The sequence below is a fragment of the Coriobacteriia bacterium genome (assembly GCA_013334745.1).
Lineage (GTDB): Bacteria > Actinomycetota > Coriobacteriia > Anaerosomatales > JAAXUF01 > JAAXWY01.
In genome coordinates this window covers 17,575-33,452 of record JAAXWY010000008.1, presented here as the reverse complement: position 1 = coordinate 33,452, position 15,878 = coordinate 17,575, and the positions used below count along the sequence as shown (strand labels likewise).

The 15,878-nt window shown below is 64.2% G+C and carries 13 protein-coding genes; 5 read left to right on the top strand and 8 right to left on the bottom strand.

Annotated features, from left to right (window positions below; genetic code table 11):
* Nucleotides 1-20: 20 nt before the first annotated feature.
* The gene (locus HGB10_03770) at nucleotides 21-1,289 is read right to left on the bottom strand and encodes a hypothetical protein (GenBank protein ID NTU70924.1); all 1,269 of its coding nucleotides are present in this window, start codon (nucleotides 1,287-1,289) and stop codon (nucleotides 21-23) included.
* 126 nt (nucleotides 1,290-1,415) lie between these two features.
* Between HGB10_03770 and HGB10_03765 the strand changes: the two genes are divergently transcribed.
* Genes HGB10_03765 through HGB10_03750 form a run of 4 tightly spaced genes read left to right on the top strand, consistent with a single transcriptional unit; the run spans nucleotide 1,416 to nucleotide 5,853 of the window.
* Nucleotides 1,416-2,114, top strand: coding sequence for a class I SAM-dependent methyltransferase (locus HGB10_03765; protein NTU70923.1), 699 nt, complete (start codon nucleotides 1,416-1,418; stop codon nucleotides 2,112-2,114).
* A gap of 4 nt (nucleotides 2,115-2,118) precedes the next feature.
* A complete protein-coding gene (locus tag HGB10_03760; GenBank protein NTU70922.1) occupies nucleotides 2,119-3,174 on the top strand; it encodes a polysaccharide deacetylase family protein in 1,056 nt (351 codons plus the stop codon).
* Nucleotides 3,164-4,510, top strand: coding sequence for a glycosyltransferase (locus HGB10_03755; GenBank protein NTU70921.1), 1,347 nt, complete (start codon nucleotides 3,164-3,166; stop codon nucleotides 4,508-4,510). The genes HGB10_03760 and HGB10_03755 overlap by 11 nt, the downstream gene beginning before the upstream one ends.
* Complete coding sequence (locus HGB10_03750; GenBank protein ID NTU70920.1) at nucleotides 4,507-5,853, top strand: glycosyltransferase; 1,347 nt, start codon at nucleotides 4,507-4,509, stop codon at nucleotides 5,851-5,853. Before HGB10_03755 ends, HGB10_03750 begins: the two co-directional genes overlap by 4 nt.
* Nucleotides 5,854-5,910: 57 nt before the next feature.
* Here HGB10_03750 and HGB10_03745 read toward each other — a convergent pair whose 3' ends face one another.
* Complete coding sequence (locus HGB10_03745) at nucleotides 5,911-6,921, bottom strand: radical SAM protein (GenBank protein ID NTU70919.1); 1,011 nt, start codon at nucleotides 6,919-6,921, stop codon at nucleotides 5,911-5,913.
* 198 nt (nucleotides 6,922-7,119) lie between these two features.
* Between HGB10_03745 and HGB10_03740 the strand changes: the two genes are divergently transcribed.
* Nucleotides 7,120-7,992 carry a glycosyltransferase gene (locus tag HGB10_03740; GenBank protein ID NTU70918.1) on the top strand — a complete coding sequence of 291 codons (873 nt, stop codon included), beginning with the start codon at nucleotides 7,120-7,122 and terminating at the stop codon, nucleotides 7,990-7,992.
* Nucleotides 7,993-8,013: 21 nt separating this feature from the next.
* Here the strand turns inward: HGB10_03740 and HGB10_03735 are convergent, their stop codons facing one another.
* The 6 genes from HGB10_03735 to HGB10_03710 all read right to left on the bottom strand — a co-directional run bounded on the left by HGB10_03735 (nucleotide 8,014) and on the right by HGB10_03710 (nucleotide 15,739).
* Nucleotides 8,014-9,888, bottom strand: coding sequence for an O-antigen ligase family protein (locus tag HGB10_03735; protein NTU70917.1), 1,875 nt, complete (start codon nucleotides 9,886-9,888; stop codon nucleotides 8,014-8,016).
* Entirely contained in the window at nucleotides 9,888-11,108 is a 1,221-nt protein-coding gene (locus HGB10_03730) for a hypothetical protein (protein ID NTU70916.1), read from the bottom strand. The genes HGB10_03735 and HGB10_03730 overlap by 1 nt, the downstream gene beginning before the upstream one ends.
* Nucleotides 11,109-11,110: 2 nt before the next feature.
* Nucleotides 11,111-12,073: a hypothetical protein gene (locus tag HGB10_03725; GenBank protein NTU70915.1), complete on the bottom strand. Its 963-nt coding sequence runs from the start codon at nucleotides 12,071-12,073 to the stop codon at nucleotides 11,111-11,113.
* Between the two features lie 209 nt (nucleotides 12,074-12,282).
* Nucleotides 12,283-13,398 (bottom strand): hypothetical protein, encoded by a 1,116-nt coding sequence (locus tag HGB10_03720; GenBank protein NTU70914.1) that lies wholly within the window; start codon nucleotides 13,396-13,398, stop codon nucleotides 12,283-12,285.
* A 206-nt stretch (nucleotides 13,399-13,604) separates the two neighbouring features.
* Nucleotides 13,605-14,945, bottom strand: coding sequence for a PQQ-binding-like beta-propeller repeat protein (locus HGB10_03715; GenBank protein ID NTU70913.1), 1,341 nt, complete (start codon nucleotides 14,943-14,945; stop codon nucleotides 13,605-13,607).
* A complete protein-coding gene (locus HGB10_03710) occupies nucleotides 14,942-15,739 on the bottom strand; it encodes a tetratricopeptide repeat protein (GenBank protein NTU70912.1) in 798 nt (265 codons plus the stop codon). Before HGB10_03710 ends, HGB10_03715 begins: the two co-directional genes overlap by 4 nt.
* Nucleotides 15,740-15,878 lie beyond the last annotated feature (139 nt).

Below are 15,878 nucleotides of genomic sequence, written 5' to 3'. Positions count from 1 at the left end.
TACCAGCCGAACGCGCGGGCTCAGACTCCCGGCTCGACGCGCCCCCGAGGGGCCCCGAGCATGCGGCGAACGACGACCGCGCCGCCGTAGGCGAGTGCCACGTAAACGCACGACATGAACGGCAGCACGTATCGGGAGAGCCCGAGGTAGTAGCTGACTCCCACAGTGATGACGAGCACGTTGAGAAGGAGGAACAGGAACTCCGCGCGCGCGCGGGACCGGACGCTGAACAGCACGAGCAAGCCCAGCCCAAGCGCCGCCGAGATGGCTTGAATCCTCAGCACCCAGTAGCCGTTGATTCCGAAGATGCTGTCCCAGTAGAACGGAATGAGCCACGCGGCAGCCGGCTTCATGATGAGGTAGCGCCTCACCTCGCCGAGAGGATCGGCCGCCCACTGCTCGGCCAGGCGATGCTTCGCGGCGGCCTCGACAACGTCGTTGGTCTCGAGCTCGGTGTATCCGCGGCCGTCGAGCAGTTGCTCGAGCGCCTCCGCCTCACCATTGCCGTACGGCTGGAACCGCTGATAGGCGCCGTGGAAGAGCGCCGCCGACTCGTAGCTCGTGAACGGCACGAAGTGCCCCAGCGCGAGGTAGTTGCGAAGCGCCCACGGCGCGAGCGCCACGACAATTAACAGCACTGCGACGATCATCTGCTTGACCAGTAGGTGCGGCGGATAACGCTTCACCAGCAAGTAGACGAGCACCGGGAGAAGCATACCGAGCGCCCCTTGCTTCACGTACATGCCGACAAGAATCGCACCGAGCGCGATGAAGAACCAGCGCCACCCGGGCTCATCGGCGACGCGAATCGTCGCGTAGATCGCGAGCAGCACGCACGCCGTGAACGGGTTCTCGGTAAGCACCACCGTGCCCGTGTAGATGCTCGGAAGCGATACCGTGAGCATGGCCGCCGAGGCGAGCCCTACCCACACGCCGCCGATACGTCGGCCGATGAGATACGTGAGATAAATAGAGGCCGTCCACATGGCGACGAATGACAGTTTCGCCGCCAAGAGCACGGTGTAGTTGTCGCGCAGGAACGCGTGGAACGCCGCCATGTAGAGCACGAGGCCGGGCATGACCCTGGCGGACACCGCGACGTCGTAGAAGGAGAACCGTCCCGACTGCACGAGCACACGGGCCGAGTCCATGTATCCGATCGCGTCGTCGAAGTTGCTGTCGTAGGTGACGCCCTTGGTCAGCAGCGCAGCGATCCGAATCAGCGCCGCAACGCCGAGAAGCCACCAGATGAGGTGTTCCTCCGCGAACCATCGGCGCCATCCGGTCAAGCCTCTACGCTGCCTCTCTACCTGCGACTCCGACGCTCGCTGCAAGCACGAAACGCGGTGTGCTGGTGCTATCATTCGGGTGCTATCGCAGTGTACGACACCCACGATCACGCTACAGGGAGCGCTATGGCATCCCCTCCGGCCACGAACCGTATGCAAGCCCTCAAGGCCTCCATCCGCACGAGCCTGATTCTGCTTGGCACGCTCAGGAAGCCCTTCCCAATCCATCCCGGCTTCGGGATCGAAGTGGGGACCTCGGTGGATCGCTACTACATCGACCGCTTCATCGGTCAGCACTCCAACGCCATACGAGGCCGGGTTCTCGAGATAGGAGACCGGGTATCGACGACGCAGTTCGGCACCGGCGTGACGCAAAGCGACGTGCTGCATTTCGAGGAGGGCAACCCTGAGGCAACCATCGTAGGCGACCTCTCCGACTGCCCCGAGATCGCCGATAACACCTACGACTGCATCATTCTCGTGCAGACACTGCACTACATCTATGACATGGAGCGCGCCCTGCGATCACTTCATCGCATCCTCGCGCCGGGCGGCATGCTCCTGGTCTCCGTGCCGGGCATCAGTCCCGTCAGCCGATACGACATGGATCACTGGGGGGACCGCTGGCGTCTGACCACACTAGCCGCCCGCGAACTGTTCGCAACCACGTTCGACCCCGAGAATACCGAGGTCACGGGCCACGGCAACACGCTGAGTACCATCTGCTTCATGGAGGGGATCACCCAGGAGCACCTGCGCCCCCGTGACCTCGAGGCGAGTCATCCCGACTACGAACTCATCGTCACCATCGCTGCTGTGAAGTGATGCGGTGAACCCGCTGCCGCTCAAGACCGCACTCGGTGACCGCTGGCGGGCGGCGCGCGCCCGCTTCCGCGGTACAGCGATGGTACTCGCGTACCACCGCATCGCCGAACTCCCCTGCGACCCGCAGCGTATCTGCCTGACGCCCGAGCGCTTCGCCGAGCAGATTGCCATCGTCGCCAAGGAGCACGAGACGATGACCTGCGGAGAGCTGTTGGGGATCATGCGCGACGGCGGCCGCCTCCCCCACCGCGCGATGGTCGTGACGATCGACGATGGCTACGTCGACAACCTCACCCACGCCCTGCCTGTCCTGCGCCAGTACGGAGTGCCGGCCACGGCGTTCTTGAGCAGCGGCTTCATCGGTGCGCCGCGCGAGTTCTGGTGGGATGAGCTCGAGCGGCTCGTGCTGACTTCCGGCGAACTGCCCCAGCGCATCGACATCCGCGTGGATGAAACCGCGTTCTCCCACTCACTCAGGGCTGAGCGGCCGTGGACCGACGCGGACGCCACGCGCTGGGCGGATTGGGACATCACACGACCCGCTCCCACGCCGCGCCATGAGCTGTTCCTCGCGCTTTGCACATTTGTGCGCCCGCTCACCGGTGCGGGGCGCGAGGCTGCACTCGCACAGCTGCGTGCCGAACTGGGCGCGAGCGAAGCGGTGCGCGAACACAACCGCACGCTGAGCGCTGAAGAGGTCCGCGAGCTCGATCGCTCGGGGGTATTCGAGATCGGCGCGCACACCGTCACCCATCAGGTGCTCTCGGCGCGTACCGAAGCCGAGCAGCGCGAGGAGATATTCGCCGACAAGGCAGCGCTTGAGGGCGTGCTCGGTCACTCGGTGCGGTCGTTCTGTTACCCACACGGAGCACGCGACCGCTTCGACGAGACGTCGGTTCGACTTGCGCGCGAAGCCGGCTTCGACGGCGCGTGCACGACCGACTACGGCGTGGTCGTTCCTTGGCTCAACCGGTACGCGGTGCCGCGTTGCCACACCGAGAACATCGGCGGCGACGAGTTCCGAGCGCTGACGACGAGGTGGTTCGACCTTGGCCGCTGAGCCCACCATCCTTCAGGTCAGCCCGAGCGACTCCGGTGGAGGCGCCGAGCAGATCGCGCTCGCGCTGCACGCCGCGTACCTGCAGCGAGGGCTCGATGCATGGCTCGCACTGGGAGCCAAACGCGGCACCGTTGCCAACAGCCTGCAGATCCCCAACACCCGCTACCGTTCGGGATGGGCGCGCGCCGTACTCGGCGCGACCGGACTCGCCGACCCCGCGCATGAGGCCGCGCTCTCTGCCCCGCTGCGTCGTGGTGCACGCATGCTCGCTGAGCCGGGGCGATACCGCAGCGTACTGGCGGGCCATGAGGACTTCGACGCCCCGGGCACCGAGCACCTGCTCGAGCTGACGCCAAAGCGGCCCGATGTACTGCACCTGCACAACCTCCATGGTTCGTACTTCGACATCCGGCAACTTCCCCGGCTGTCCGCCGCCGTGCCTACTATCCTTACCTTGCACGACGCCTGGCTGCTCACCGGCCACTGCGCGCATCCCCTCGACTGCTCCGAGTACCTCTCCGGTTGCGCCGAGTGCCCACACCTGGACTGGTACGTGCCACTGCGCACCGATGCCGCTGCCGAGAACCTGCAGACAAAGCGCGCGGCGCTTGCCGGGGGCATGGTGCGGATTGCAGCGCCGTCCCGATGGCTCGCCGACCTCGTGAAGGCGAGCGGGTTTGGCGACCTCGCCGCGGAGGTGCGCGTGGTCCCCAACGGGATCGACACTCGCGTCTTCACGCCCGGTGATCGCGCTGCGGCTCGAGATCGTCTGAACATCTCCGTTACCGCCCTAGTGGTCGCATTTGCAGCAACGAGGGCGACGACCAACGCGTACAAGGGCTTCCGCGTTGTGGCCGAAGCCCTCCCTCAGATCGTTGCAGCGCTCGCCGGGCGCGATGTGGTGCTGCTGGCCATCGGCGATGGCGGTGCTGATGAGGTGCTCGGCGGTGCCCGAGTCGTCCACGTGCCGTTCGTCACCGATCACACCAAGCTGGCCGACTACTATCGCGCCGCCGACCTCTACCTGCACCCGGCGCGCGCCGAGAGCTTCGGTCTCACCGTCTTAGAGGCGATGGCGTGCGGGACGCCGGTCGTCGCCAGCCGCGTCGGCGGCATCCCCGAAGTGGTCGTGGACGGCAGCACCGGAACGCTGATTACCGTTGATGATGTCGAGGCGCTGGCCCGCGAGACGATCGCACTCGCATCCGACGATGCACGCCGGGCCGACTTCGCCCGCGCCGGCGTCGCCCGCGCTGCGGAGTTCACCGTCGAGCGCCAGTCCGCCGCGTATCTCGGCTGGTACGCCGAGCTGCAGGAGCAGGGAGAAGCCTCGTGAGCGCGCGTCCACGCAGGATCCTGCAGGTATCTCCGCGCGACGTGGGCGGTGGCGCCGAGAAGGTCGCGCTCGAGCTCCACCATGCCTACATCGCTGCCGGGCTCGATGCCCACCTCGCTGTGGGTACCCGATCGGGTGACGACCCAGGTGTGATCGAGCTTCCGCGTCCGGCGCAGTCGGCGTGGACCAGACGGCTGCTTGCGTACGCGGACGGACTCGCGAACGGGCAGTCTACTCCGTCGGGTGCGAGATGGGCGCTCGACCGCGGGCTGCGCACTCTGGCCGACCCAAGGCACATGTCGCGCGTGCAGAAGGGCCTCGAGGACTTCGACCACCCAGGCACCGCGACGATTCCGTCACTTGTGACGCCGGCTCCCGACCTGATTCATCTGCACAATCTGCACGGGGACTACTTCGACATTCGAGCTCTTCCGGCCCTGTCGGCGGCTCGACCGACGATTCTGACCATGCATGACGTCTGGACGCTCACGGGCCACTGCGCATACCCGCTCACGTGCGAGCGCTGGCGTGTCGGATGTGGGCAGTGTCCCGATCTCACTCTGCCCGTCGCCATCCGACGCGACGCGAGCGCGCAGAACTGCCGCATCAAGCGCATCGCGCTCTCGACCAGCAGCAGCCTGCGAGTCGCCACGCCGTCACGGTGGCTCACCCGCATGGTCGAGGAGTCGGGGCTGTCCGACAAGCTCGCCGAGACGCGTACGATCCCCAACGGCGTCGACACGGACGTCTTCTCGCCGGGCGACAAAGCAAAGGCACGCCAGGCACTCGGACTCCCGCAGGACGCCACAATCGTGCTCTTTGCCGCGAATGCCGCGAAATCTAGCCCCTTCAAGGGCTTTGAGACGCTCGCTGAGGCCCTTTCGGGTGTTGTGCGGGCACAGACTGCGGACGGCGTCGTCATGGTGGCCTTGGGCGAGCAGGCGCCTGAAGGTGTGATTGGCGGGGTCCCCGTCCATTTCGTGCCTTTCGCCCGAGACCCGCAGACTGTTGCGCGTTACTACCGGGCGGCCGATCTCTACGTGCACCCCGCCCTCGCAGAGAGCTTCGGGCTGGCCATCGCTGAGGCCATGGCGTGCGGCCTCGCGGTGGTCGCAAGCGATGTGGGGGGAATCCCCGAGGTCGTACGCGACCACGAGACCGGCTTGCTGTTCCCAGTGGGCGATGCGGCCGGTCTTTCGCGCGCGGTCATCGCGCTACTCGGCGACCGGGAACTTCGAGCGACGATGGGCCTCGCCGGACGCGACCGCGCGACACGTGAACTCGACTTCGCGCGCCAAGCGGACGCCTACCTCAGTTGGTACGAAGACATCCTCGGAAGCTGAGCCTGCAAGACGATGTCTGGGAGCTGAGCCGCACGCACTGAACGCGGACTTTTCCGCCTAGGTCCACTCCTCGATCGTGCGCTCCGTGCGCCCCCACTCATACATCACGAACCGGTCGAAATCGCAGTGGCGGCAGAACGGCACCGGGCGCGTCATGAACCGCATCAGTTCCTCGCCGGTGTGCTCGCGCACGGCAATCGAGTCGGCCTCGGTGACCTCGAGCGCATCCGTGATCTCGAATCGCTCCTTGAACACCTCGATATAGGAGGTGTAGGCGCACGGGTAGAGCCGCCCGTCCTTGTACATAGGGCAGTTGTTGATGCCGCTGCAACGACGGTACGAATCCGCAGCGTCCTGTCGGCCCTCGATGTCGATCGGGACCTTGAAGAACAGGCTGCGCTCGTCGGTCCACTCCACTGCTACGCCACTATCGGCTGCCTTCGCGTCGATCTCATCAACCGGCAGGCCGATTGGGTACGCGTCGCACATCAGGATCGTCTTGGTCTCGGCCATCGCATGCCAGAACTCGTCATCCTGCCGCATCACGATGGAGCCGTTGGTAACCACGTAGATGCGGGTGTCGGGAAGAATGCGGCGCGCTTCTCGGATGAACTCGGCTACGCGCGGGTGCAGAAGGGGTTCCCCGCCGAGCAGGTAGATCTGCTCCATGTGCAGCTTCTCGGCGATGGCCTCGACGTCGGACACAAAGGCTTCGAGGTCGAGGTAGTTGGGCTTGCAGAGGTTTGAGAAGTGACCACAACCCTTGCAGTTAAGGTTGCAGTGGTCAGTGATGTGGACGTCGAAGTGGAAGAGCGTCGGCTTCTCGTGACGTACATGAACCGCGGACCAACGCTGAAGCGCGGTTTCGCGGGAGACCACACTCGGAGGGTAATAGAGCCGGAGCACGTGCTTGGAGAACCAGTAGGCGAATGCGCTTTGCCGTTTGGTGACCAGCGTGAGGTCGTAGGGGCGCAAAGCAGCAGTGCGCAGCGCGTCACGCAGGGATGCAGGAACGAGGGCCTTGGCGGCCGCACGCATACCGGATTCTGGTTCGGGAGTCTGGGTCACGTTGTGCCTTCAGCGTAAGTGGACGGCATCGATGACATGCCTGCAGCATAGTACCGCTTCCCTGCGCCGTGAGGTGCTGCCGCGACGCGCGGTTGTCGGTGCTTGTTTGCTACGCTGCAGCAAGTCATGCGCCCACGGGACCATGCCTCCACTTCGCCACACGAAGCCCAACGTTCATCGCAGGGAGCGCCCAGCACAATGCCCGCCACCACAAAACCGCTCGTATCCGTGCTCACGCCGTCGTACAACCAGGCGCAGTGGCTCGCAGACAACCTCCGATCGGTCGCGTGCCAGACGTACCCGGCGATCGAGCACGTGATCATGGACGGCGGCTCGACAGATGGCACCGTCGGGCTCCTCGAGGCAGCGGGGACTTCTGTCATCTGGCGCAGCGAGCCCGATGAGGGTCAAGCCGATGCGATCAACAAGGCATTCACGGCGTCGTCCGGCGAGATAGTCGGCTGGATAAACTCCGACGACGCCTACTTCGACCGCGAGGTTATCGAAGACGTCGTGGAGTTCTTCGGCGCGAATCCGGATGTGGACGTGGTGTACGGGCACGGACTGCAGACCACCGCGGACGGCGCAGCGATTCAAGTGCTGTGGTCTCCCCCGTTCGACCCCGAACTGCTCTCGGCGGTCGACTTCATCACCCAGCCAACTGCTTTCGTACGCCGCTCAGCGCTCAGTGAGCCCATGCTCGACCGCTCGTTTCACTTCGCGCTCGATTACGAGTTGTGGCTGCGCCTGCTGCGCGGCGGTTCGCGCTTCGCGCGCATCGACCGATTCACCGCTATCGACCGCCATCAGGCCCAGCGCAAGTCCACGACCATCAAGGACGTGCACGCGGCGGATCTGGAGCGCCTGGCAGAGCGTTATGACACCCGATTCGGCTCCGAGTTCGAGGGGGTCCGCACGGCGTGGTACCGCCGCCAGAGGCTGATGGGGGCGACCCTCATCGGGCGCATCCGAGGCGATCTCGCCTTCACGGCACCGCCCGATGCGAAGCGCGGCCTGCTGCGCCGACAGGCATTCACGCGCAGGTCGAACTGGCCAGCCGAGTACCGCTAGGACGGTCCGCCGTGGCGACAGCTACGGCTGAGTGCCGACCACGGCCTCAGCGGCCGCGATGTACTGCTCGGCATACGGGTACGACATCCCCCACTGCCTGACCGGCGGCAAAGCAGCACGAATGGCGTCCGCGTCACCAGACAGAACCGCCAGATGAAGCTGCTCAGAGACGGTGGACGGCAGGAACGGCAGCGAACTCGCCGTCCGGGTAAGCATCTCGCGCTCCCACGACAGGTCCTTGCGGCCCGTCAACTGAGCCTGCGTCAATGAGTATGCGGCGAAGTTCGCGAGGTTGGGGGTGAACTCCCGGATGAAGCCAGGGGCGGTGTCGACGTTGCCCTGAGCAGCAGCGATACCCGCGTCGGTGGCGATCAAGAGGCGATTCTCTAGCAGCCGGCGCATCGTGAGCGGATGACCGGGCGTGATGCGCAGCGCGGCCTCGTAACCGACGTTGGCGACCCTCGGCTCCTCAAAGCGAAGCGTGAACGCCTTCCACTCTCCGGCGAACAGCCACACCGAAAGTACGATGACGGCGGCGCCTGAGACACCCAGTGCCCACTGCGCGGTTCGTGAGGGTGCATCGGTGCGATCCACACTGCGAGCAGGCTGACCGGACGTGGCGATTGTGCCCGCGGCGAGTCCGGCGGCAACGGGCAGGAAGAGGCCGAGCGGGAAGACAACGGGGTTCACGAGAAGTGCGAAGAGCGAGGACACGAAACCGGCCGCCAGCGCCATCCGTAGGGCACCCGTCCCGTCTCGCACCTGCACGCGATCACGGACCACCAGCAGCCATGCCCCGAACAGGATCGCGAAGGCGAGCAGTCCCACGACGCCAAGCCTTGTGGCGACCTCCCACAGGATCGAGTGCGGTGACTGCGGGCTATAGACGGTCGGATCGCTGTTGCCCGCCTGATCGGGTCCGTACAGCAGGGCCTCAGGCGCGAGGTAGTCGACCGCATGCACCCGGTACCCCGAGGGTCCGAATCCAACCACCGGGCGCTCTGCAAGCATCTTCTCTGCGCCCTGCCACAGGTACACGCGCGTCACGAGGTTCTTCTGCGCAGCGAAGGCCTCGGGGTTTACCCACCGCCCGCCCAGCGAGGGAATCTGCGCGATCGTCAGACCTGCGACCATCAGGCCCGCCACCACCAACGCGGCGCTGCGTATCCATGCGCGCGATGGTGCGCTCGATCCGAAGACGAGCGGGTGAACCAGCACGGAGACCACCAGCGCGAAAACGACAGCGAGCGAGCCCATCGTGGAGCGGCTCACCACGCCAACGCCCACAGCGAGCGAGCCGGCACAGGCGTACGCCGCGAGCCGGCGCCACTGCGGGCCGGAGTCGGTCAGACCGATGGCGATCGGAATGAGCGCCGCCAACGCCACGACGCTATAGGCGGTGCTTCCGAAGACGGAGTTGCCGCCGGCGGTTGTGAGCTGCTGGTAGCCGATCGAGATCGAAAGGAGCGCGCCCAGTGCGACCACGGCCGACAGCGCGTCCTCCACACGCTCTCTCGTTGCGCCAAAGCCGAGAGCCAGCACGAACATCACCGGGAACGCGAGCCATTGAATCAGGGGCATGTCGCCGAACAAGTCGTAGAAGATCGTCGCGAAGATCGATCCTCCCGCAAGCAATGAGACCAGCACGGAGCCCGCAACGGCGGCAAGCCCGATCAGCAGGCGCCGATCGGGCCGCTCGATCCGCATCAGCCCAAGAGCAGCCGCAATCAGCCAGAGGCCGACCGTCGCCAGGTTCAACGCCTTCGAGATTGGAGGTGGTGGCAGGGTGGAAACGAGCCACGCCCCGGATGAGGTGAATGCGATGAGCACAAGTGCCACAGGGACGGCGTCGCGCAACCGCCCATGGCCCTGAGTCGGTGACTTCGCCCGAGCCACTACCGTGGACTCTCCTGCTCGGCGACCGGGTTATGGCACAACTCGCAGAAGTCACGCCCGGTCACCGCACCAGCGACCATCGACGAGTGGCACTTGCACCCTTCGTCGTCCTTGGCCTTCTGATGCGAGTAGGACATCGACTGCTGATGTCCGCGACCCAAGAGCGGCGTATGACACTTCGAACAGGGGCGTCGTGCGTCGGTATGACAGCGCTGACAGGTCTTCCCACCTGCATACCAGAAGCTGACCGCACCCGCCCTCGCATGCAGCCCGGACCTGAAGGCGATCGTGTGCGGCATACGCACGCCGTGGCACGGATCACATTCAATCTTCTCCTCATGGCAGGCGCCGCACTTGATGTCCTCGACCTGGGCCTTCGCCAGAGGCGCGGTCCTCGCACGGGCTGCTGCAGCCACGCCGCTGTCGTGACACATGGCGCAGTCGCTCGATGCCGTCACAGCATCGTGGCACCGAAGGCAGATACTCATCCCGACGGTACGGTTCGAAACAACACCATCCGCCAACTTGTGGCAGTCCTTGCACGCAGCGGATGCCGCCATCGGCTCTTTGTGCGACATCTTGACACCCGTTGCGTCATCCATGGTGGTCTGAGACACGTCATCGTAATGGCAACTCAGACAAGCGCCTGAATTTGTGACACCGTAGCTGGCCTGAAACTCCATGCCGACAGCGCCGCTGGCGAAGTGGACCAAGCGCTCCGGCACATCGCCCACGAATCGGCCGAGCGTGCCACCAGACTCGTGACAGCTGACGCACGCGGTCTTCGTGTGAGGGTTGGTGTCCTTGGCTGCCATTTCGTGCGACGTGTCCACATGACACGCACGGCACACCTCGTCAGGCGACGTGGTGAAGCCGGTGAGGGCCCATACGGCCATGACCACCGCGACACCCATGACGAGCGAAACGCCCCAGAACCTGCTCGGCGCAGCCTCCTCGACCGGCTCGCTGTGGGCGGCTGGGGCCGTTTGGGACGACGCGCCGCCCCCTGAGGCTGCGGCAACGCCGTCATCCAGTTCCTCTTCATCATCTTCGGGAAGGCTCAGAAGCAGCCCGATGCCTGCGACCAGCAGAATCAGGACCGCCACACCGATGATGCCGTAGAGGATTAGCGCAGCACGCAGATTCGACGTCGGGTCGGTGAGCAGCGTCATGAGTAGATCGGCGATACGTCCTGGGTCGAGCGCCTGCAGATCATCCACGCTCACTCACCCCCACTCACGGTGGCGGTGGTGTTCAGATCGATGGCGCCGCCGGGATGGATGTGCTTGATGTGGCAGGTCTGGCAGTCACTGGCCTCATGGCACCGCTTACACAGCGACTCGGCTATCTTGGCCCTCGTTGCGTGATTCCGCGTGAATGTCCGCGTGTGCGGCATCTCGAGGCCGTGACAGTCCGCGCAGAATGAGTCCATGTGGCACATCGAGCACTTTGCCGCGGGGTCCTTGGAGATGGTCGAGTGCTTCTCCAGAAACTCCTTGTCGTGCGGCAGACCGGGTCCATGGCACTTGGCGCACTTATCGGACTGGTGGCACACGATGCAACTGGCCGAGTCACCCATTCCATGATTCTTCAGCCAGTCCTTGCCGTGGGTCACCGCGAACACGCTCGTCTGTATTCGCTTGTCTTCGCTCTTGTCGTCGTGACAGGTGTCGCACTTGGTCGAACCGAGCTCAACGTGGCATTTGAGGCAGCCGTCCATGCTGTACTCGCGCACCCATTTGGTTGCAGCACCGTGAGCAGTGGTCGAGTGACAGTCGGTACAGGCCGCACGCTCCGCGCACGTGATGTGCTGAATGCGCAGCCCATTCGCCGAACTCGGAGCCTTCTCTATGGCCTTGTGACACGCGAGGCAACGCTCGTCGGCCACCGCGGCCCACTCGCGGCCGGGCGCTTCCATTATCGGCAGCACCATGTGGAACAGCTGCCGAAAGCCGTAACTCAATCGGTCGATCCGCTTCGGCGACACGTGACACGCGACGCACTCCACGCTCGCGTGCGAGGCGTCTCGTGTCGCTTGAGCGAACTCAGTGTCCTTTGCGTGGCACGATGCGCAACCCGGCTGGGCGACAGCGTAGTAGACGCCGAGAAGCACCACGGCCATCGGAAGCGCTGCTACGAGCCAGACGACAAGCTTGCGATAGGTCTGATTTGAGGGGGTCTTCACTGCAGATGAGCCTCGTGAGGAGTAGGTGCGCGGGCTTCAACTCTACCATACGACACCCCTGTCTGAACGCATCTGAACGACGGCTCCGCACAATCACCACACGGGCGTGTAGCTGGCAATACAGCGTGTCCAGAAGCGAAGGAGCCGGCCCCTTGCGGGACCGGCTCCGAAGCCACTTTCGAGAGTCGAGACTCTCTCAAGAAGAAGTACTAGTAGGAAACACCAACGCCAGAACCGGCACCGTTGCGGTGGCACTTGAGGCAAGCACCGTCGAACGACTTCATGTTCGAGTTGGTCATAGCGGCAGAACCGGCGCCCGTGGAATCAGACGCGATGTTGTACCACAGGTAGGTCTGGGTACCAGTACCGGCAGCCGTTGCACGCTGGGCGTGCGGGAAGGTGAAGTCCGAACGGGTGGTCAGGTCGGCCTGATCGTGGCAGCCGGTGCAGCTGGTGGCCGCGGTGTAAGCGGTCGAACCAACGGCGGAGACCGAAAGGTGACCGGTCTTGGCGACCGAGAAACCAGCGGCGTACGGATCCGTGACCGGGTCGGTACCTTCCCAGTTCGGGTACTGCGTGCCGCGAACCTCGGAGTAGCCCGAGCGGATGACGGCGAGCAGGGTCTGGCCATGGCACTCGAACTGGTTGCAGGTGTAACCAACGCGGATGGCGTCGGCTTCACCGGTGAAGTTGGTGCTGGCGCCAGCACCGGTCAGCAGGGCAGCGGTGACGCCCGAGCTACCAGGAGTGGCGGTCTCAGCGGCGATGGCCGGCGCGATAGCGTTGTCGACCTCAGCGTTGAGCAGCTTGGCGTTGAACAGGCCGTACTGCGAACCGCCAACACCGTGGGGGCTGGTGGCGTGGCATGCACGGCTCGTGCAAGAACCGTTGGTGGAGCCGTGAGGACCGGCGAGTGCAGCAGCAGGCGTACCCCAGGCGATGACGACGTTGGTGACCGTCGACGTACCGGAGATATGGCAACCGGCGCAGGTGGCGTCAGCGGTGTTCAGCAGGTGAACGCCATTGGCCTTGGCGCGGTGGACCGAGTGACAGATGCCGCACTTGGCGGTCGTGCTGGCGTAGTTCGAGTGAACGCCACCACCGGCGGTCGCGTTGGTGTTCGCGAAGCCACTGGACTCAGCGGCGCTGCCGCCCTGGCCGAGCGTCTCGGAAGCAACGGCGGAAAGGCCGCTACCGGAGGTCGAGCCCCAGCTGTAGTAGTCAGCCTGGTAGTTCCAAGTCTTGGCAGAGGTCGCGGATGCGGCGGTCGCGAAGGCGAGGACGAGGACGACCGCAAGGGCGACGAGGATGATGCTCTTCTTCATGGATACTCCTTGAGTGTGAGTTACGGGGAAACGAGCTTCTTTCATATGCGCACCTCCTTCCCGAAGCTGGATTTTCACAGAACGCGATGACTTTGAGCTTGAGCGCAGAGCCTCGCGGTGCTGTACCTAGGTAGTTGACTTAACCAAACTGTACTCGCTTGAGGGTGCCTTCGCAATCCCTAATGGGGATTAATCTTTGGGTTTTCTCACGCTTGGGTCGAGTCATCGTTTGCAGCGCTGACGGCACCGTCTGGGTCGGCAGATCCTGCAAGCTGCGAGTCTGATTCTACCCCGCTGGAGGCCGAGTCTCCGGGCTCGATCGCGGCCGAATCCTGGGCGGACTTCGCGCGACGCTTCTGGATCGCCCTGACCACAAGCCAGATGATGATGGCGAGCAACAGCAGCAAGAACGGGAACAGGCAGGCGCGCAGCGGGCCGGCGAGGCTGCGGCGAATGCCTGCCAATGCACTACCGCCGGTATCGGGCAGCCTGATGATCTGTACGCGATTGTTCAGAGAGTCGGCTACGGTGAACCAGTCGTGCGCAGCGTCATAACTCACTCCCTGCGGGTAGAAGAACTGCCCATCCTCGACACCCGATGAACCGTACTTGCCGACAAATGCGCCGTCCTGGCTCTTGAACACCGCAAGCGAGCAATCAAACATATCGATGACCACGATCCGACCCGCAGCGTCCAGCGTGAGTTCCAGCGGAAGCTGCAGAGCCTGGTCACCCTTCAGAACCGCATCGTCGGCGATAGCGGGATCCAAGTTCTTCTCGACACCATCGCTCTTGGCGGTGTTGGCTGCGTTGCCCACACGATGAATCCACAGCCGCTCGCCCGTAGCATCGTAGGCGCTGAGACGGTTGTTGAAGGAGTCGGAGACGTAGATCTTGCCATCGTCTGCGATCGCAACACCGTGGACGTAGTCGAACTGGTCGTCACCCTGGCCACGTGCGCCCACTACCCGAATAGGCTTGCCGTCCTTCTCCAGAATCGCGAAACCGGAGATGGATCCGACCACGATCTGATCCTCGCTCACGTCGATGGACACCGGCGTCGGAATCTTGAAGGACCCGACATCTTGCCCACTGGCGTCAAGAACTCGAACGGTGTCGAGCGCGGTCTCACACACGTAGAACCGGCCGTCAGGCCCTATCGTGAATCGGCCGGGGTTGATCAACGGCGAGTCCTTAGGCCCCTTCATCTGGCCCAAGAACCGCCCATCGGATGAGAAATGAAACAGCGCTCGGTGAGCTCCGTCAATGACCCAGATGGTGCCATCGGACGCCGTAACTGCAGACTGTGCACGCTCAAGTGCACCCGTGGGCAACTTGTTGATTCCATAGATGGACCTAACCCAGGCGAGACCTGCCGTCTCCTGGGCTGCGCCACCCGACGGCTTGATCAGCCGGAAGAGCAAGAAGGCCTCACCACACAAGAGCAGGAGCAGGAATATGAGGATGACCGCGACAATGCGGCGTCCTTTGCGGGACTTGGTCTTTGCAGGCTTGTTCTGTACTGCCGCGTCTGCGGTATCGCTCATTGCTTCGACTCTCCGATCTTTTCGAGCCCGGCGAGTGCTTCCTTGTCACTGGGGATGAACTTCAGGGCCTTCTTGAAGTCGGCCGCCGCCCCCTTCTTGTCGCCTGCTTCGATCTTTGCAAGGCCGCGATCGACCAAGATGTCCGCAGCAGTTGGGAATTCCTTGATGTAGGTGTCGTACTCCTTGACCGCGTTCTTCCAGTCGCCCTGCGCCCGGTAGGCATCGGCCTTGACGAGCGCCATGGCGTACCAGTTCTCGCCGAGTCCATCGCTGAACGCTTCGGCGCGGGTCATCCCGCCGAGGCCCATTCGCTTATCCCAGTCGACCCTGATCACCTTCTGCGACGCGTTAGCGACGACGATGACCTTCTTGTAGTCCTCGCGGGCGTATGCGAGGCGCGCCTCCGCAAGTGCCGCATCTCCGGTGAGCGATGTGTCAACGCTCGCCTTGAAACGATCGAGGACCGTTTGGGCCTGGGTGTAGCGCTCGTTCGCGATGAGCGCGGCGATGTACTTACCCCACATGCCCGGGTCGGCCTTGCCGTCACGCACGGCTTCGCCTGTGACGGCGAGCTCCTTCTCATCGAGCGTCCGCGGTCCCGTGGGCGATGCAACGCCTGAAAGCAGCACGCCGATGCCGATAAGGAGCATCAGCACCGAGATTCCGAACGCGGCGAATGTCATGAACTTGACAGCCGGATCGGCCATCATGCTGGGCTTGCTGCGGGGCGCAGCGGGCTTCTCGGAAGCGATCTCTTCGATCGGCTCTTCGACGGGGGGTCCCGCGTCAGACATGTGATCCTCCTGTTGTTGGAACTCGCTCATCGTGTGGTCATCAGTAGGGAGACCGCGCGTTACTGTACTACAGGCTCGCGAGCCTGCACGAAATCTCCACGACGTTTGGGTGATCGACGACCAGGCAATTATGAGAGAG